The organism is Marinobacter sp. MBR-99, assembly GCF_040547575.1.
Taxonomy (GTDB): domain Bacteria; phylum Pseudomonadota; class Gammaproteobacteria; order Pseudomonadales; family Oleiphilaceae; genus Marinobacter.
In genome coordinates this window covers 12,554-29,962 of the sequence record NZ_JBEPPY010000008.1, presented here as the reverse complement: position 1 = coordinate 29,962, position 17,409 = coordinate 12,554, and the positions used below count along the sequence as shown (strand labels likewise).

Annotated in this window: 16 protein-coding genes and 1 riboswitch; of the genes, 8 read left to right on the top strand and 8 right to left on the bottom strand. The window is 58.5% G+C overall.

The annotated features are described in order from the left end of the window. Positions 1 to 35 precede the first annotated feature (35 nt). The 3 genes from ABIE59_RS08540 to ABIE59_RS08530 all read left to right on the top strand — a co-directional run bounded on the left by ABIE59_RS08540 (position 36) and on the right by ABIE59_RS08530 (position 3,045). On the top strand, positions 36 to 1,067 hold the full coding sequence (locus ABIE59_RS08540) for an alpha/beta fold hydrolase (RefSeq protein WP_354446032.1): 1,032 nt from the start codon (positions 36 to 38) through the stop codon (positions 1,065 to 1,067). Between the two features lie 200 nt (positions 1,068 to 1,267). Next, positions 1,268 to 1,380: riboswitch (guanidine-I (ykkC/yxkD leader) on the top strand. A gap of 64 nt (positions 1,381 to 1,444) precedes the next feature. Beyond that, complete coding sequence (locus ABIE59_RS08535; protein ID WP_354446030.1) at positions 1,445 to 2,260, top strand: ABC transporter permease; 816 nt, start codon at positions 1,445 to 1,447, stop codon at positions 2,258 to 2,260. Further along, a complete protein-coding gene (locus ABIE59_RS08530; protein WP_354446028.1) occupies positions 2,260 to 3,045 on the top strand; it encodes an ABC transporter ATP-binding protein in 786 nt (261 codons plus the stop codon). The genes ABIE59_RS08535 and ABIE59_RS08530 overlap by 1 nt, the downstream gene beginning before the upstream one ends. Before the next feature lie 51 nt (positions 3,046 to 3,096). Here the strand turns inward: ABIE59_RS08530 and ABIE59_RS08525 are convergent, their stop codons facing one another. The 3 genes from ABIE59_RS08525 to pedF all read right to left on the bottom strand — a co-directional run bounded on the left by ABIE59_RS08525 (position 3,097) and on the right by pedF (position 6,462). Further along, on the bottom strand, positions 3,097 to 4,872 hold the full coding sequence (locus ABIE59_RS08525; protein WP_354446026.1) for a PQQ-dependent methanol/ethanol family dehydrogenase: 1,776 nt from the start codon (positions 4,870 to 4,872) through the stop codon (positions 3,097 to 3,099). A gap of 196 nt (positions 4,873 to 5,068) precedes the next feature. Continuing rightward, positions 5,069 to 5,995 carry a substrate-binding periplasmic protein gene (locus ABIE59_RS08520; protein WP_354446024.1) on the bottom strand — a complete coding sequence of 309 codons (927 nt, stop codon included), beginning with the start codon at positions 5,993 to 5,995 and terminating at the stop codon, positions 5,069 to 5,071. A gap of 38 nt (positions 5,996 to 6,033) precedes the next feature. Further along, entirely contained in the window at positions 6,034 to 6,462 is a 429-nt protein-coding gene (gene pedF, locus ABIE59_RS08515; RefSeq protein ID WP_354446022.1) for a cytochrome c-550 PedF, read from the bottom strand. Between the two features lie 288 nt (positions 6,463 to 6,750). Between pedF and ABIE59_RS08510 the strand changes: the two genes are divergently transcribed. The 4 genes from ABIE59_RS08510 to ABIE59_RS08495 are packed head-to-tail and all read left to right on the top strand — an operon-like array spanning position 6,751 to position 10,463. Continuing rightward, a complete protein-coding gene (locus tag ABIE59_RS08510) occupies positions 6,751 to 7,923 on the top strand; it encodes a lanthanide ABC transporter ABC transporter substrate-binding protein PedA1 (RefSeq protein ID WP_354446020.1) in 1,173 nt (390 codons plus the stop codon). 41 nt (positions 7,924 to 7,964) lie between these two features. After that, positions 7,965 to 8,939 (top strand): YVTN family beta-propeller repeat protein, encoded by a 975-nt coding sequence (locus tag ABIE59_RS08505; protein ID WP_354446018.1) that lies wholly within the window; start codon positions 7,965 to 7,967, stop codon positions 8,937 to 8,939. After that, positions 8,936 to 9,658 (top strand): lanthanide ABC transporter ATP-binding protein PedB/LutE, encoded by a 723-nt coding sequence (locus ABIE59_RS08500; RefSeq protein WP_354446016.1) that lies wholly within the window; start codon positions 8,936 to 8,938, stop codon positions 9,656 to 9,658. Before ABIE59_RS08505 ends, ABIE59_RS08500 begins: the two co-directional genes overlap by 4 nt. 1 nt (position 9,659) lies before the next feature. Next, a complete protein-coding gene (locus ABIE59_RS08495) occupies positions 9,660 to 10,463 on the top strand; it encodes a lanthanide ABC transporter permease protein PedC (protein WP_354446014.1) in 804 nt (267 codons plus the stop codon). 20 nt (positions 10,464 to 10,483) lie between these two features. On the opposite strand, the gene ABIE59_RS08490 is transcribed toward ABIE59_RS08495, so the two are convergent. From ABIE59_RS08490 to ABIE59_RS08480, 3 genes are read right to left on the bottom strand one after another with little or no spacing between them, the layout of a single operon-like run. Further along, a complete protein-coding gene (locus ABIE59_RS08490) occupies positions 10,484 to 11,155 on the bottom strand; it encodes an ATP-binding cassette domain-containing protein (RefSeq protein ID WP_354446012.1) in 672 nt (223 codons plus the stop codon). After that, positions 11,148 to 11,924, bottom strand: a complete 777-nt coding sequence (locus ABIE59_RS08485) for an ABC transporter permease (protein ID WP_354446010.1) — start codon at positions 11,922 to 11,924, stop codon at positions 11,148 to 11,150. The genes ABIE59_RS08490 and ABIE59_RS08485 overlap by 8 nt, the downstream gene beginning before the upstream one ends. Beyond that, a complete protein-coding gene (locus ABIE59_RS08480; protein WP_354446008.1) occupies positions 11,921 to 12,949 on the bottom strand; it encodes an ABC transporter substrate-binding protein in 1,029 nt (342 codons plus the stop codon). The genes ABIE59_RS08485 and ABIE59_RS08480 overlap by 4 nt, the downstream gene beginning before the upstream one ends. Positions 12,950 to 13,215: 266 nt before the next feature. On the opposite strand from ABIE59_RS08480, the gene ABIE59_RS08475 reads away from it, so the two are divergent. After that, positions 13,216 to 13,893, top strand: a complete 678-nt coding sequence (locus tag ABIE59_RS08475) for a response regulator (RefSeq protein WP_106694070.1) — start codon at positions 13,216 to 13,218, stop codon at positions 13,891 to 13,893. A gap of 15 nt (positions 13,894 to 13,908) precedes the next feature. Here the strand turns inward: ABIE59_RS08475 and ABIE59_RS08470 are convergent, their stop codons facing one another. Then, positions 13,909 to 16,173, bottom strand: a complete 2,265-nt coding sequence (locus ABIE59_RS08470; protein ID WP_354446238.1) for a hybrid sensor histidine kinase/response regulator — start codon at positions 16,171 to 16,173, stop codon at positions 13,909 to 13,911. Continuing rightward, positions 16,157 to 17,317: a nitric oxide-sensing protein NosP gene (nosP, locus tag ABIE59_RS08465; RefSeq protein ID WP_354446006.1), complete on the bottom strand. Its 1,161-nt coding sequence runs from the start codon at positions 17,315 to 17,317 to the stop codon at positions 16,157 to 16,159. Before nosP ends, ABIE59_RS08470 begins: the two co-directional genes overlap by 17 nt. Positions 17,318 to 17,409: the final 92 nt, after the last annotated feature.

Sequence of the window (17,409 nt, the reverse complement as noted above, 5' to 3'; positions counted from 1 at the left end):
AGAACCTGAAAACGACTGGAATCGGGAGAACCAAAATGACGAAAAACCAATGGGTTAAAGATGACTTTGAAGCAGGAGACCTGCCGCTATCCAGTGGTGAGACCCTTCGTTCGGCATGCCTGCACTATCATCAGATCGGGCACCTCAATGCACCAAAAGACAACCTGATCCTGCTGCCCACGTACTATGGTGGTGCAGCGGGGGGCAACTACCCCTGGGTGGGGCCGGACAGCCCACTCAATCCCGATAAGTATTGCGTCGTCATCCCCTCCATGCTGGGGGCAGGCGAATCTTCTTCACCCTCCAATACGCCTGGGTCGCAATCGGGCAGCTGCTTTCCGGCCATCAGCCTTTATGACAATGTGATGCTGCAAAAACGACTGGTCGACGAGGTGTTCGGCGGTGCCAGCCTGGCCCTGGTGATGGGCTGGTCCATGGGTGGCATGCAGGCGCTGCAATGGGGCTGTCTGTTCCCGGACCAGGTTCGCTCCGTTCTTGCCACCTGTTGCACCGGCCGATGCTACCCACACAACCAGGTATTTCTGGAAGGCGTGAAAGCCGCCCTGACGTGCGACCAGTTTTATCAGGATGGCCACTATCAACTGCCTCCGGCACGCGGACTTCGCGCATTTGGTCGGGTCTACGCGGGCTGGGCTTATTCCCAGGCGTTTTTTCGCCATGAGCACTGGCGCGAACTGGGATTCCAGTCGATTGAAGATTTACTGCAATTTTGGGAACAGGACCATCTGGGGCAGGACGCGAACAACCTGCTGGCAGTGCTCAACACCTGGCAGCAGGGTGATATCAGCAACAACCCGACATTTCAGGGCAACTATCAGGCGGCACTTGCCGCCATGACCATGCCAACCCGTATGATGCCAAGCGCGACCGACCTCTATTTCACAGCCGAAGATGCCGGAAATGATGCGAGGCAAATGCCCGGTGCCAGGCTCGAAGTGCTGCCATCCGAATGGGGCCATGTTGCCGGTGGCGCAGGGAGGGAATCGCAAAGCCAGACCAAGATTCTGGCAGCCGCGGCAGAACTTCTGTCCGCACCGGCATCATAACGGTGCGTCCTCTTCAGTCATGCACCGGGACGGCGCAGCCTGGCACCCAGTCTAGAGCCGAACAGCACCAGCAGTGCGGTATTGCAACATCTGGCACGCCACCTGCAGAGGCTTGTAGCGACACAGATAATCAAAGGCTGCCATTAAAAAGCGCGGCCGTTCACAGCAACACCGCAGCGTGTGCGGCAACACAACGAAGACAAATGGGTGACTAGGGTTCCGGTCCTGGCTGTTTTCAGCAACAGCCTGGATGGCTGGTCCGAGAGTTGCCGACCTCTGGGAGGTTACACGGCGGGACAAAAGCCCGGGAGACTGAATCGCAAGGGATGCCACCCCGCGATCACCTTGCCGTGTTGTGTGACCAGAGGAGACCTATTATGCGATTGATCAACCGCCACCCTGGGCGCGTTTCAGCCATCCTGCTGGGATTATTGCCTTTTCTGTTGATCATGCTGATATACAGCCTGGCCTCCCAGCAGCGCCTGGCGGATAACCCCAATGACAAACTCCTGCCTGGCCTTGAACAAATGACCGCGGCTGTTGACCGCATGGCCTTTCAGGAAGATCGCCGCAGCGGGAATTACCTGATGTGGGAAGACACCGCCGCCAGCCTGAAACGCCTGGGCATGGGGGTGGGTATTGCTGCGTCGCTGGCGCTGGTGGTGGGCTTGCTCAACGGCATCCTGCCGCTGGTGCGGGCCAACCTCGCCCCCCTGGTTTCAGCGCTGTCCATGGTGCCACCGCTGGCGATATTACCCATCCTGTTTATCGTGTTTGGCCTTGGCGAGCTGTCCAAAGTAATGCTGATCGTCATTGGCACGGCGCCGGTGATGATGCGGGATGTCGCACAGAGGGTTCGTGAACTGCCCGGCGAACAGCTGATCAAGATCCAGACCCTGGGCGCCAACTCCTGGCAGGTGATCACCCGTATGGCCTTACCGCAAACCCTGCCCCGTCTGATTGATTCGGTCAGGCTCAGCCTGGGCCCTGCCTGGCTGTTCCTGATTGCGGCTGAAGCCATCGCTTCAACCGAAGGCCTTGGCTATCGGATCTTCCTGGTGCGGCGCTACCTGGCCATGGATGTGATCCTGCCCTACGTCATCTGGATCACCATCCTTGCCATCGTCATCGACCAGCTTCTGCGCCTTGCCAATCGCAGGCTGTTCCCATGGTACAACGCCGGAGGCCACTGATGAGCTTTATTACTGTTAACAATCTCTGGAAAGAATACGGCGACCAGGTAGTCCTGGAGAATTTGAACCTGTCGGTCAAACAGGGGGAGTTCTGCACTTTGGTAGGCGCCTCCGGGTGCGGAAAGTCCACTTTCCTGAAGATGCTGCTGGGCCAGGAAACCCAGACCCGTGGTGATCTTCTGCTGGATGGTGCCGCCTTTCCTGCCGAGCCAGACCGTAACCGTGGCATCGTGTTCCAGCGCTACTCGGTCTTTCCCCACCTCACCGTTCGACAGAACGTGCTGATGGGGCTGGAACTGGAACAGAAGCCGTTGCTCGGCAAGCTGTTCGGCAGCGCCAGAAAGGATGCACTGGCGCGGGTAGACGCCATGCTGGAGTCCGTTGGCCTGAGCCCGTCGGCCAACAAGTGGCCCCACGAGCTTTCCGGTGGCATGCAACAGCGCCTGGCCATTGCCCAATCCCTGATTATGAGGCCCCGCGTGCTGCTTCTGGACGAGCCTTTTGGCGCGCTGGACCCGGGCATCCGCAGCGACATGCATAACCTGCTGTTGAAGCTATGGCAGGAGACGGGCACGACCATCTTCATGGTGACCCACGATCTCAAGGAAGGTTTCTATCTGGGCACCCGGTTGCTGGTCTTCGACAAAACCCGACACGACCCACACAGCCCCAACGCTTACGGCGCCACCATCACCTATGACTTACCAATCGGCAAAACCGACCGGGCGGTGCTTGAGGACATCGACCACTCTGTGGCAAAAACCGCTCGTTATCAGGCGGCCTGAAGCAAAAAGGGCTGCCCGAGGGCAGCCCAAAGGTCGATCAGGCAGGGCAGCTTATTTGGCAGCCACCCGGTCTTTCGGCAGCTTGAAGGTCCAGACCATGCCGCCCTGGTTGAAGTCTCTGACCACCTTGGCCACTTCACCACCCCACAGCGGCACCGCACCACCCCAACCGGAGGCGACGGAGACGAATTGCTCGCCGTCCATCTCCCAGGTCACCGGGGTGCCGACGACGCCGGAGCCGGTGTTGAACTTCCAGAGCTCTTCGCCGGTTTTGGCGTCAAAGGCCTTCAGGAAGCCTTCCGGTGTGCCGGTGAACACCAGACCACCAGCGGTGGTCATTACGCCACCCCACAGCGGAGCCGGGTTGTTCTGGCGCCAAACTTCTTTGCCGGTTTTCGGGTCCATGGCCCGCAACACGCCGATGAAGTCGTCGTTAGCCGGCTTGATGGTGAATCCGGCCCCCAGGTAAGCGGCGCCCTTCTTGTAGGAAACCGGCTCATTCCAGATATCCATGGACCACTCGTTAGAAGGTACATAGAACAACTCGGTATCCGGGCTGTAGGCCATCGGCATCCAGTTCTTACCACCCAGGAAGGCCGGGTAAGCAACAACGGTCTCCCCTTTTTCGCCGCCGGCGTCAGCCGGGTTGCCTGGTCGACCGCCTTCCTTGAAGATCGGCCGGCCAGTTTTGGGATCAAGTCCTTCAGCCCAGCTGATGGTGTCTACAAAGGGGAAGCCCCGGATAAAGGAGCCATCTTCACGGTTCAGCACATAGAAAAATCCGTTACGGTCAGCGGTGGCCGCTGCCTTGATGGTCTTTCCTTTCTCTTTCAGGTCAAACGAAATCAATTCGTTAACGCCATCGTAGTCCCAGCCGTCGTTAGGCGTGGTCTGGAAATGCCACTTGATGCTTCCGTCGTTCGGGTTGATTGCAACACGGGAGGCGGAATACAGGTTGTCACCGGGGCGCAGGTGCGCATTCCAGGGGGCCGGGTTGCCGGTACCGAAGAACAGGGTATCGGTTTCCGGATCGTAGGTACCGCCCAGCCAGGTTGCCGCGCCGCCGGTTTTCCACATGTCACCAGGCCAGGTCTTACCAGCCTCGCCACCGGAAATACCGTTCTCGATCTTCTTGCCGTCTTTGTAAACGTAACCCATGTGGCCTTCTACTGTCGGGCGGGTCCACAGCAGATCACCGGTGTTGGCGTCGTAGGCTTCAACCTTACCCACGATACCGAATTCACCACCAGACACGCCGGTAATCAACTTGCCGTTGACCACGATGGGCGCGGCCGTGATGGCGTAACCTTCCTGGTAATCCGCAACTTTCTTGATCCAGACGACCTTACCGGTGTCTTTATTGAGCGCGACCAGCTTGGCATCCAGGGTACCGAAGTAAACCTTGTCACCATAAATGGCAGCGCCACGGTTGATCACGTCACAGCAGGGCATAATGCCGTCGGGCAGGCGGGCATCGTACTGCCACAGTTCCTCACCGGTGCGGGCGTCGACCGCCCACATGCGGGAGTAGGAACCGGTCACATACATCACACCGTCTTTGATCAGAGGCTGTGATTCCTGTCCACGCTGTTTTTCCCCGCCGAAGGAGAACGCCCACGCTGGCTGGAGATATTTAACGTTGTTGGTGTTCAGGGTTTTCATCGGGCTGTAACGCTGGCCCTGATAACCCATGCCGTAGGTTACGACACTGTCGATGCTTTGATGGTCGTTCAGCAGGTCTTGGTCAGTGACCGCATGGGCCCCGAAGGAAACGGCTAATGCCAGGGCACTGGCCGCAAAGGTCTTACCGATCGCGATAGATCTCATGGTTGCGTTCTCCAATTCTCTTGTTTTCAGATTCGATGGCGAACCGGGAACTTTTCCCGCCTCTCTACCCATTCTTGTTGGCCCCTGCATTTGCAACAATTAACCCCACGCACAGGTTTTCTCATCACTTGGTAGTAAGACCCCGCCAAATACGAAAAAGCCCGCACTATGGCGGGCTGGTTGGGAAACTCGACGTTTACTCAGCCTCTTCCGGCCCGAGAATCGCGTCGTAATATCCAGGACGACTGAATGACAGGCCATGCCGTTGATACAGCTGGGCCACTTCGCCGTTCCGGATCATCCGGTCAACCACGCCCTCTACGGCGTAGCCCAGGGCACGATGGGTATGGCGTATGGCTATGCCAACATCCCAAACCTGCTTGCTGATACCAGGAAAGCCATTTGCGGCCTTTTTGAACGGACGATCCGGGTAGGCCTTGAGACTGTGTTCAAGCTCAGCCCGCATCCCCATGACCGCGCTGACCTCACCAGCGGCCATAGCATCAAAGGCCTTGGCAATGCTCATGTAGTGATGCACCTGATCACGCATGCGGCCACCAAAAGAAGACGTCAGGTAGGTTGCAGGCAAGGTATCGATCTCTACCCCGATCGGGTGGTACTGGAATTTAGCAACGGTATTGACCTCATCCAGCTTGTCGGCATTGAAGACAATCTGCCAACGCTCTTGTTGATACGGCGCCACAAACACCACCTGCTCGTTGATCATCTCGCCGGTGGAGTCGCGCATGTACTTGAACACACTGTCGTAGGGCACCCGCATCATGATGTCGGCAACCCGGGTTTTGGACAGGTAATGGCCCTTCCAGATGTGGTTACGCAGATCATCCCCTAGGTTTTCATCGGGGATAATCCAGTAGGGCCGGAACTCCACCCCCAGCGCCTCGGCGATCTGGCGGCCCAGGTCCGCATCCACGCCTTTTGCTTCACCATTTTCTTCAAAAGAATAAGGCGGGAAGTCCTTGTACATCCCCACGTTCAGGAAACCGGTATCCTGAATGATGTCCAGGGTACGATCCGGGATAAGCAAGCGGGGCTGCTGCCCATGGGCCACCGCCGCCAACATCGTAAACACCACAAGCAGAACACGAAACGCTGCTTTCATCACCTAGCCTCCTGACGAAATATCATTGCCAAACCGGGTTATTCAGGCTTGGGCAGTGATTCAACGTAGGTGCGAATGGCCCAGATGGCGGTCTGATCCAGGTTTTCCCTGAACGAAGGCATGCCTCGGCCGGTACCATTGGTGACCCGGCCGATGAAGTATTCGTCGTCCCATTCTTCCAGCTCACGAAGGTCCGGGGTCAGACCACCAGACATGGCCTCGATTCCGTGGCATACCGCGCAGTTACCTGCATAGCCACTGCGACCCACTTTGATGGCTTCCTCGTTGAGCGAGCCGTGTTCGTTGCCGACCCGGAACGGGTTTTCAGAGCGCAGCTCCTTGCCAAGATCCGGCAAGGCACCGGTATCAACCGGTTGTGGTGTCACGTCCCCGTGGGACCAGGCGATGGGAGCACCGGCAACCAGCGTCGCGACGAGCAGGGATCGGGTAAGAATACGAATGGACATGGTCAGACCACCTCTTGTTTTTAACTTTCGAGGCTGGCGGTTGTTGTTTCCCTTCAGAATTGCCAGCGGCTTACCGGTAGTCTATGGAGCGGCCACAGCCGGCAGAATGCCACTTTGGCCCCCTCGGTGTAGTTCCTTGGTCGTAGTCATCAGGTTTCACTGCTGCGCAGTCTCCTCTTCCCGATGTCAAATTTCGTTCTTTAGTACCAACACATTCCTACTTTATGAATATTCCGGAGCTTCGAACGGTTCCCTAAGCTGGAATCACAACAAAAACCGGAGAATCCAATGTCTTTGTTATTGAAGACAGCATTCGCAACCCTGCTCACCTTGCTCAGCGTAGCGCCCGTTCACGCCGAGTCTCTCGATGTTCGGATTGGCTACCTGCAGTGGGTGCCCGACAAAGGCCCCGTGTTATCCAATGTTATCTCGGAACCTGAGGATGCCGGTCTGCGCGGAGCCGAGCTGGGGCTGGCTGACAACCGAACCACTGGCCGATTCCTCGGGCAGAACTATGAACTCGAAAGCGAAGTGACGGGCTCCCATGATGAAACTCTGGCGGCGTTTAAGGCGATGCATGATAAAGGTACCCGGCTGTTTGTCATCCAAGCGCCGGCGCAAACCGTCCGGGCCGTCATGGGCCAGGCAGGTGACGACACGCTGGTCTTCAATGCCGGCGCAAAAGACGATGCTCTTCGCACTACCGAATGCCACGTGAATCTGCTTCACACTGTGCCCAGCTTCGCCATGCTGACCGACTCACTGGGCCAGTGGCTGAATATGCGGCGCTGGAACAACCTGTTCCTGATTACCGGCCCGACCGACGAAGACAGAGCCTGGGCCGACGCGTTTCGCCGGTCCGCTAACCGTTTTGGGCTGAAGATTGTGCAAGACAAGCCCTGGACTTTCGACGCCGATCTGCGCCGCACCGCCGCCAATGAACTGCCAGCCTTCACCCAGGCCCGCAACTACGACGCCGTGGTCGTGGCTGATGTACGCGGTGATTTTGGCGAATACGTACCCTTCAACACCTGGCTACCAAGGCCGGTGGTTGGCACTCAGGGTATGTCACCGGTGACCTGGCACTTCACCATCGAAAACTGGGGAGCTGGCCAGCTGCAGAATCGCTTTCGCGCCATGGCCGGAAGAGATATCACCAGCGATGACTACGCCGCCTGGGCAGCCGTTCGCTCCATTGGCACGGCGGTGACCGATCTGAACGTGGCCGATGCGGGTGCAATTCGTGATTTTTTATTTACCGACAAGTTCCAGCTGGCGGCCTTCAAGGGACGCAGCCTGAGCTTTCGGAACTGGAACGGGCAGCTACGCCAGCCAATTCCACTGGTTCATCCCAGAAGCCTGGTCGCACAGGCACCCTTCGAGGGTTTTCTGCACCCCAATACCGAAATGGACACCCTAGGGTTTGATAGGCCCGAGAGCCAGTGTCGCATCAACGGCTGATCCTGGACGACGCCAATCTCAGAGCAAGAAGGAGCAACACCATGAAAGCACTGTTTAAACACGCTGTCCTGGCGACCATGATCGGCCTATCCGGCCCCGCTCTGGCCAGCCTCGCCTACGTCTCCAACGAGAAGGACAATACCCTCTCGGTTATCGATACCAAAACCCACAAGGTGATCGACACCATTGATGTAGGCGCCCGCCCCCGGGGCATTCTACTGTCCAAGGACTTCACCAAACTCTATATCTGTGCCAGCGATGACGACACGGTTCAGGTGCTGGACCTGGCCACCCGGAAGATCATCGACACCCTGCCCTCCGGCGAGGACCCAGAGCAGTTTGCCCTGCATCCGAACAACCGGCATCTTTACATTGCCAATGAGGACGATGCCATTGTGACGGTGGTGGATGTGCAAACCAAGGATGTGCTGGCGCAGATTGATGTGGGCATCGAACCAGAGGGTATGGCGGTCAGCCCGGACGGTAAATGGGCGGTCAACACCAGTGAAACCACCAGCATGCTGCACTGGATCAACACCGAGACCTTTGAAATCGAGAAGAACGTGGTCGTTGGTCAGCGCCCCCGCCATGTGGAGTTCACCAAAGACAGCAAGATCGCCTGGGCCTCTGCCGAAATTGGCGGCACCGTGCACATCTTTGATGTCGACACCATTGAAGAGATCAAGAAGATTGATTTCAAGATCCGCGGCGTACCCCAGGACCGCGTTCAGCCGGTTGGCATTCAGCTGACCACTGACGGCAAGTACGCCTTTGTGGCCTTGGGGCCGTCCAACCACGTCGCCGTTGTGGATGCCCAGACATACGAGGTACTGGATTACCTGCTGGTGGGTGCACGGGTATGGCAGTTGGCGCTGGATAAGGATGAGAAATTCCTCTACACCACCAACGGCGTCTCTGGCGATGTTTCGGTGATTGATGTCGACCAGCTCAAAGTCATCAAATCCATCAAAGTGGGCCGCTACCCCTGGGGTGTGGTGATCGATCCGACTTCATGAGTATTGAAGCCCGGAACATCAGCTTCCGCTATGGTGACAAAGCGGTTCTTGAGGAGGTCAGCTTCGCGCTGACCTCTGGTCGTTTCCATGCACTTCTGGGCCCGAACGGGGCTGGCAAGTCCACCCTGTTTGGTTTACTGACCCGACTACTGGCGCTGCAGCAAGGTGACGTGCTCCTGTCTGGACAATCTCTGAAGAAGCAACCCGCTAAAGCCATGCGAACGATTGGTGTGGTGTTCCAGCAAAATGCTCTGGATCTGGACTTGACCGCGCGTCAAAACCTGCACTACCACGCGGCCCTGCATGGCTTGTCCCGCAAAGACGCCCGTGCCCGGGGCGATAGGGAGCTTGCGCGCTTTAATCTGCTCGACCGGGCCAATGACGCTGTCCGCCAGCTCAACGGCGGCCACCGGCGGCGGGTGGAAATTGCGCGGGCACTGCTTCATCAACCCTCCCTGTTACTTCTGGACGAGCCCACTGTAGGCCTCGATGTTGCCAGCCGGCGGGCACTGAACGAACACGTTCGGACCCTGTGCGAGCAAGACGGGCTGACTGTGCTCTGGGCCACGCACCTGATTGAGGAGGTTCAGGAGCAGGATAAAGTGATGATCCTGCATCAGGGCCGCCTGCTGGCAAATGGTACGGGACAGGTGATCTGCGAGGAGCAAAACGCACAGAATCTGACAGACACGTTTCACAAACTGACCGGAGCCGGCTGATATGAAAGCCCTTGATTACTGGCACTGTTTCCTGGGCATTCAGACCCGGGAGTGGCTCAGGTTCTGGCAACAGCGCACCCGCTTTGCCAGTGCGCTGGTGCGCCCCCTGCTCTGGCTGGTGGTATTTGCCGCCGGGTTCCGGGCGGTTCTGGGCATTTCCATTATCCCCCCCTACCAGACCTATATCACCTATGAAACCTATATCGTGCCCGGACTGTGCGGCATGATTATCCTGTTCAACAGTATGCAGGGGGCCCTGTCGATGGTGTATGACCGGGAACTGGGCAGCATGCGGGTGCTGTTGATGAGCCCCCTGCCCAGGCCATTTTTGCTGATTACCAAACTGCTGGCCATGGGGTTTGTATCAGTGGCCCAGGTTTACGTTTTTCTGCTGATCGCATGGCTGGTTGGCGTAGAGCCACCCCGATGGGGGTACCTGGCGATTCTGCCGGCATTGGTCCTCACCAGCCTGATGCTGGGCGCACTGGGATTGTTGATAGCCACCTGGATAAAGCAACTGGAGAACTTCGCCGGAGTGATGAACTTTGTCATCTTTCCCATGTTCTTTATGTCTTCCGCCCTGTATCCGCTGTGGCGCATGAACGAAGCCAGCCCATGGCTTTACTGGATCTGCCAGTTCAATCCGTTTACCCACGCGGTCGAAGCGATCCGGTTTTCACTCTACCTGGAATGGAATCCTCTGGCCGTCGGCATCACCGCCGGCGTTACCCTCGTGCTGTCATTGTTCGCTACTGCGGGTTTCCGCCCCCAGCGAACGAAGATTCTGGCTAGCAAGTCAGCATGACCCCGCTGGCTTCCCCGGCGTCAGGAGCTGAACATATCCAATCGCCTCAATTGTTCCAGAAGCTCAGGTACTGCACCTGATTCCAGCACTCGGTCGTCCCATTGCAACCGCGCCGGCTTACCGTCAAGGTACCATAGCCGGTTTGCCAGTAACTCTGCATCGCCGCTGTCGTGTGTTACGCAGATCATCGCCATATCCGGGCTTTCGTCCAGTATGCCGGCAATCAGCTGCTTCAGGTCACCGGCCAGGACCGGGTCAAGCGAGGCAAAGGGCTCGTCCAGCAGTAAAAGATCCGGCTTGACCGCCAGGCAGCGGGCCAAAGCAGCACGGCGCGCCATGCCCAGGGAAAGCTGATCCGGCAGGTAATGGCCATAACCGGCCAAACCAACCTGTCGCAACAGGTGCTCAGCCTCCTCATCGCTCGCGCCCACCAGCCGGAGGTTGGCTTTCAGGCTTCGCCAGGGCAACAGCCGATGCTCCTGAAACAGGTACCCGACTCGCAGTGTTTCACGACCAACCACCGCACCGGCCGGCATTGAGTGATCCAGGCCGGCGATGGCATTGATCAGCGTGGTCTTACCGATGCCGGACGGCCCCAGCAAGCAGATGCGGTCGCCACGCTTGATGGTGGCAAACACTTCGCCCAGCACGGGCTGTGCATAGTCCCGACCGCGTATTCTCAGCTCAAGCATGGGCCTGCTCCGGCTGTCGCCAGCGATTGGCCCGTCTTTCCACAGGCTGTAACAGCCCCAGTTCGATCAATTGCACAACGGCGATAAACGCCAGGCTGTAGGCCAGAATGGCTGCAACGTCGAACACCTGGAACGCCAGGTGCAGCTGAAAACCGACACCGCTGGAACGCCCCAGCAGTTCAACCACCAGAACGATTTTCCAGATCAGCGACAGCCCTCCCCGGGTGGCCGCCATCAGATAAGGAAAGAGCTGCGGCACCCATACCTCACGGAGCCGCTGCCAGCGGGTAAACCTGTACACGGTAGCCATCTGTTCCAGCCGGTAGTCCAGGCTGCGTGCACCTTCTCGGACCGTGACGGCAACGTTCGGGATCTTGTTGATAACAACCGCCATCACCGCGGCCGCCTCCACCAGCCCGAACCAGACATACATCAGTATGATGGTGACCAGCGCAGGCAGGTTCAGAAGCAGCACCAACATGGGATCAAACAGTGCGTTGGCGGTGCGCGACCGGCCCATCACAATGCCGATACACGTACCCAGCAGCATCGCCAGGGTAAACGCCACCGCGACCCGTGCCAGCGTGGCGCCCAGATGGAACCAGAGCTGACCGCCCCGCGCTTCCTTCATCAAGGTTTCCAGCACCTGCAATGGTCCGGGTAGCAACGGGGATTCCAGGTGCCAGGCAAACAGCCCCCAGAACACAATAAACAGGGGCAGTACCAACCAGTAGCTCCAGACCGGCGGGCGACCTGCCTGGCTGCTCACGGCGGGCTCCGGTAGAACAGGGTTTCGGGCATCAGGGCCTCGGCATCAGCGCCTGTGAGTACCAGCAGCCGCTGGAGATCGCCACGGCGCTGCTCGGTCAGCGGCGCCGGGGTGCCCGCCACAAAGCCATCCCGCAGGGCTTCGAACACGGCCTCTGTGGACTGCCCCATCAGAGGCCGTAACCGCTGCCAGTGCGAAGATTCACCGGCCAGCTCGGCTTTTGCCTGTTGCAGCGAACGGGCAAAGCGTTCAATCAACCCGGCATGCTGTTGCGCCCATTCTGAGGGAAAGACATAACCCAGTACCGGCAGGTTCGGGTCCAGGTCCAGAGCCCTGAGCAGGTCCGCCATCCCGAAAGCCGAACGCCAGCCGCCCTCGCCTCTGAGCCGGGCAGAGAAGTGCCAATAGGTGACGATGGCATCAACCTGCTCACGCTTTAGCGCCTGGTTCAGTAGTGGCGGGGCGGCAAACTGCACCCGGGCATCTCGAGCCAGATCGATACCCTGTCGCTCTGCCACCTTGGTCAGCAGCACCCAGCCCTTGCTGTCCGGCCCGCCGGCTACGCCGATGCGTTTGCCTGCCAGGTCAGCCACCGAGCGAATCGCAGACGCCTCCGGCACGACGATATCCCCAATCTGGCTTGAGAACGGCACATACAGGTAGGGGGTGCCGGCCTGGAATCGCGACTGCGCCCAGAGCAAATCAGCCACCGCGCCATGCACGGAACCACTGGTGACTGCCAACCGTGACGCTGGCAAATTCGCCACCAGTTTCAGGTCAAGCCGGTAGCCGTTCTTCTGGTCCAGCTTTCTGTGTTGCAGATGATCCAGCTCCCAGTGGGCGGTACCGAACTGAAGCACGCTGATGCCGAGAACGGGCAACCCCGCCGGCTCCCGCGAATAGCCGTTGTCCGGTGATACCAGCAAAACCGCGGCAAACACCAGGCTGAGCACGCGAAAGCCCCGTGAGAACCACCCCTTGAGGCCCGGGTGTACGGCTTGAGTTATTCTTGTGTGATGCTTCATACCATCACGATACGAAGCCCTCAGCCCTTCAAGAATAGTACTTTGGTGCCTGTTTTTTGGTGCGATGGTCGCATTCAACCCAAGGCCAATATGGCGTGTAATGAAACCATCACAATAATAAACAGAAGGTGATCGCACCCATGCAGACACCTTCTGCACAGGAGGCCGCCATGTTAACCGAGCTTGATGCCGCACTCTCGTCGGAAAAACGCTATGATGAATCCGACACCACTCCCGAAGACGACAATAAACAGGCAGAAACATCCATGGAGCCGGCGTATAAGATTCTGATTGCCGACGACCACCCCCTGTTCCGGGAAGCGATCAGCAGTGTGATCGCCTCAGGATTCCAGGGCAGTGAGATTATTGAAACCGATGATCTGGACAGCGCGCTGGAAATCACCCGCGAAAACGATGACCTCGACCTCATCCTGCTGGATCTGAACATGCCTGGTATGCACGGCCTGAACGGACTGATCACCCTGCGTAACGAGGCGCCAACCATTCCGGTGGTCATCGTTTCTGCCGAAGAGGACAAGCAGGTGGTTCTGCAGGCGATCACCTACGGCGCAGTGGGGTTCATCACCAAATCGTCACCTCGAGCCCAGATGACCGAAGCCATCCAGCAGATTCTGAACGGCAACGTATACCTGCCCTCGGACATCATTCGCACCGGCAAGGAAAGTAACAGCCGCAGAGCCCGGCACGAAGACAATCCCATTTCTCCGGAGCTGCTCAACTCCCTGACCCGTCGCCAGTTGCTGGTACTGGAACGAATGTCCAAAGGCGAGTCCAACAAACAGATCGCCTACAACCTGAACATTGCAGAAACCACAGTGAAAGCCCACGTATCAGCAATTCTGCGCAAACTCGGTGTGCACAACCGGGTGCAGGCCATTCTGTCGGCCAGTGATGTGGATTTCAGCCAGTACCTGAAGCGTTGATCTGTGTTGAGGGGTTCAGCCCCTCAACACATGATTGAGCACCGTTCTTAATTTCAGGGGTTTGACCGGTTTGTTCATCAGCAGATACCCCAGCTCGCGGATGTGTTGCTTCAGCTCATTGGTATAATTGGCCGTAATCATCAACACTGGCGCCGGCTGACTGCGCCGGGCATTGATCTGGGCAACCGCATCGACGCCATTCTCATCATTATCCAGGTGATAATCCGCCAGAATCAGGTCTACCGGTGCCCCGGCAATATCCACTTTGGTGTCCAGATCGGGCACAGATACCGCAGTTACCACCCGGCAGTCCCAACCCTCCAGCAGGGTTTTCATCCCCTCGCAGATCGCCAGATCGTTGTCGATAACCCACACCCTGGCACCCGACATGCCGTGATCCACCTCAACCTTCTGAATGTCCGTGGTCGCCGCCGGCGAGGGCAGCAACTGCCCCAGCGGCACCCGTACACTGAACACCGAGCCTTTGCCCTCAATCGACGCCACAGACACCTCATGCCCAAGCATGCGGGATATCTTGTCGACAATCGCAAGCCCCAGGCCCAGCCCCTTGTCAGCCTGGGAACCGCTGGGACGAATACGCTTGAATTCCTGGAAGATCTCGGTCAACTTGTCTTCGGGAATACCCGGGCCGGTGTCCCACACCTGCAGTAACACGTGACCATGCCGGCGGCGAACACCCAGCAGGATGCGCCCCTGGCCGGTGTAACGGATCGCATTGGTCAGGAAGTTTCTCAGGATTCTGGCCAACAGCTGGGAGTCAGACTGTACCACCGCCGAAGACGGCACGAAGTCCAGCCGCAGCCCCTCTGCCAAGGCCATCTGGCGGAATTCCCGGGCGATGTTATTAAGCAGATCCCGCAGATCAAAGGCGGTCACATCCGGTTTGATCACCCCGGCGTCCAGCTTGGAAATGTCCACCAGCGTGCCCAGCAGGTTCTCGACGTCGTCCAGAGAGGTGCTGACCGAACGCACCAACCCCTCAGCCCTGGGGCCGAAGCTCTGCTCCTGCAAGGCGCTGGTGAACAGACGGGCAGCATTGAGCGGCTGCAGCAGATCGTGACTGACGGCGGCCAGAAACTTGGTTTTCGACAGATTGGCCCGCTCGGCGTCCAGTTTGGCCTCTCTGAGGCGCGCCTCAACCGCTGCACGCTCCGAGATCTCCTGACGAAGCTGGGCGTTGAGGCCGGTCAGAGCCGCTGTGCGCTCCCGTACCCGCTTCTCCAGGTTGTCATAAGCCTGCTCCAGCGCCAGTGCGGTTTTTCGGCGATCGGTAATATCACGAATCAGCACGAAGAAGCCGACCACTTCGCCATTGTCATCAACGTTGGGCACATACGATCTGAGCATGTACCGCTGCTCACCCCGAACACCGGTTTCGTCAAACTCGAATGTCACGCTGTGGCCGTCCATGACCTCCAGAATCTGGGGTAGCAGCCGCTGGTAAAATTCAGGCTCGTGCACCTCGTCCAGGCGCATACCCAGGGGCGACTGACCGGGGCGGCCATACCAGGCCTGATAAACCTTGTTGCAGAACTGCACGGTCAGATCAGCACCCACGTAAGCAATCAGTGCCGGCACATGGTCGGTGACCACGCGAATCCAACGCTCGCTTTCTTCCAGCGCCTTGATACGGCGCGCCATTTCGCTGTTCTTGACGTCGGTGATGTCGGAATACAGCACCACCAGCCCGCCTTCCCGCGTGGGCCTTTCGGTCATCTGCACCCAGCGGCCGTTGGACAGCAGGAACACTGTGCCCTCCGCATCCTCGTGGCTGTGCTCCTCAACGATCAGCCCGGAGCTCATTGCTTTCGATTTCACCTTGTCTATCGGGGTACCCGCTGCCGGCACCGGCACACCGGCATGGCGCCAGTAACTCCTGAAACGGCTATTGGTCTGAATCAGGCAGTGGTTGTGGTCGAACAGCACAAAGCCGTCGGCAATGCTTTCAATGGCATCGTTCAGACGCTGGCGCGAAGTCTCCGCCTCTTCCCGGGCACGCATCAGGGCCTTGTTGCTGGCCTTGAGCTCTTCCATGGTCAGGTTCAGGGCTTCGGTGCGCTCACGCACCTGCTCGGCCAGTATCACCGAGTGCTCGAACGCCGCATAAGGCTCCGGCTTGTGGGCCGAGCCAGACTCCACCCGAACAATCAGGGCATCGCGAATGTCGCGCAGGCGCCGGTTTTCCGACTCCAGTTCCGCAATGCGTTGGTCTTTGACGGACTCACCGGAAGGTTCGGGGAGGTCAGGTACTGAACTCAGGCTGGCCAATAACCACCCCCGTAAAAGTCTGATTGATGTGCATGCCGTTAAACTGCTCACCGTAGGTGTTGAACCCCACCACACGGTGCGCTTTAAGGAATTCAGAAACCGCATCACTTTGACCGGTCAGCTCAGCTTCGAGCCGACGTAAAAAACAGTCGCACCCCAATGTCACCAGAGGTGTGCCGACCACCCGTTCGGAGGCTTCAATCTGGGTTCGTACACTGTCCAGGAGCGAGCCCGGCGCCATGGCGGTCATCACAATGCCGGTCTCTACTGCGCAGTAGAACGTCAGGCTGCGATCAGGATTGACCCGCTGGATGGAGCGAACGAAATAGTTTCCTCCCACCCGAACGCCCAGGGGCCGCAGGGCAAACACTTTGCGGTCCAACTCATCCAGCGACACGCCCACAGCCCGGGCATAGACCTCCGCTGCCGGCTCTGCGTTTAGCTCGTAAACAGTCCGGCTTTGTGGGCAGGCCCGGGTAACCACCAGTTTTTCATCCAGCGGTTCCATGTGGTGGGTCGAGAACACCCGGAAATCCAGCGGGGTATTGACCAGCATGACGGTGGCCGCCCCACAGTGAAATTCACCATCGTAGTAAACGTGGGTATCGGCCAGGCGTTCATCATCTCCCGCGGAACCGCCAAACTGAGGGATGGTGCCTAAAGCCGCATTGAGGGTGGCCAGCACCAGCTCTTCCCGGCTGGAAAGCCCGTCCAGCAGGGTAACGGCGAAAGTATTGCCCTTGACCGGCGCCAGCTTGGCATCGCGGCAGGTGGACAACATCTGGTCTATGACACCCTGGGCATCCTGAAGGGTGAACCGATCCAGTTGCCGAATCAGGGCGCAGTCGATGGCAAAGTAACGGGCATCAAAGCCGATGGCACTGATGCAGCCACGGCCGTACCCCTGCTCGGTAATCTCACCGGCCGAGGTGCAACCGTAGACACGTACACCAGAGAAGGCTCTCTGCAGAGCAGGCCCCAGTTTCTGCAGGTCATACTCAACAGAGCAGAAGAACAGCACGCAACCCAGGTTGTTGTGCACAAGCCGCTCGGCAAGCTCAGCGGCGGCCAGCTCGGGCTTGCGGACGCTGGAACTGGCGACTCGCACTGCGGGTAACTGACTGACTGGCGTCATCGGTAGCCTGCTCGGAATACGGGAATCTGATACCGATTCTACGCCTCCTGAGGCACCAGCCAATGCGACTTCAGTGCACTTTGTCGGCGCGC

Excerpts from the sequence above, each read along its gene's own strand:
- ABIE59_RS08540 (WP_354446032.1), top strand. The coding sequence starts at position 36 with ATGACGAAAAACCAATGGGTTAAAGATGACTTTGAAGCAGGAGACCTG.
- ABIE59_RS08535 (WP_354446030.1), top strand. The coding sequence starts at position 1,445 with ATGCGATTGATCAACCGCCACCCTGGGCGCGTTTCAGCCATCCTGCTG.
- ABIE59_RS08530 (WP_354446028.1), top strand. The coding sequence starts at position 2,260 with ATGAGCTTTATTACTGTTAACAATCTCTGGAAAGAATACGGCGACCAG.
- ABIE59_RS08525 (WP_354446026.1), bottom strand. The coding sequence starts at position 4,872 with ATGAGATCTATCGCGATCGGTAAGACCTTTGCGGCCAGTGCCCTGGCA.
- ABIE59_RS08520 (WP_354446024.1), bottom strand. The coding sequence starts at position 5,995 with ATGAAAGCAGCGTTTCGTGTTCTGCTTGTGGTGTTTACGATGTTGGCG.
- pedF (WP_354446022.1), bottom strand. The coding sequence starts at position 6,462 with ATGTCCATTCGTATTCTTACCCGATCCCTGCTCGTCGCGACGCTGGTT.
- ABIE59_RS08510 (WP_354446020.1), top strand. The coding sequence starts at position 6,751 with ATGTCTTTGTTATTGAAGACAGCATTCGCAACCCTGCTCACCTTGCTC.
- ABIE59_RS08505 (WP_354446018.1), top strand. The coding sequence starts at position 7,965 with ATGAAAGCACTGTTTAAACACGCTGTCCTGGCGACCATGATCGGCCTA.
- ABIE59_RS08500 (WP_354446016.1), top strand. The coding sequence starts at position 8,936 with ATGAGTATTGAAGCCCGGAACATCAGCTTCCGCTATGGTGACAAAGCG.
- ABIE59_RS08495 (WP_354446014.1), top strand. The coding sequence starts at position 9,660 with ATGAAAGCCCTTGATTACTGGCACTGTTTCCTGGGCATTCAGACCCGG.
- ABIE59_RS08490 (WP_354446012.1), bottom strand. The coding sequence starts at position 11,155 with ATGCTTGAGCTGAGAATACGCGGTCGGGACTATGCACAGCCCGTGCTG.
- ABIE59_RS08480 (WP_354446008.1), bottom strand. The coding sequence starts at position 12,949 with ATGAAGCATCACACAAGAATAACTCAAGCCGTACACCCGGGCCTCAAG.
- ABIE59_RS08475 (WP_106694070.1), top strand. The coding sequence starts at position 13,216 with ATGGAGCCGGCGTATAAGATTCTGATTGCCGACGACCACCCCCTGTTC.
- nosP (WP_354446006.1), bottom strand. The coding sequence starts at position 17,317 with ATGACGCCAGTCAGTCAGTTACCCGCAGTGCGAGTCGCCAGTTCCAGC.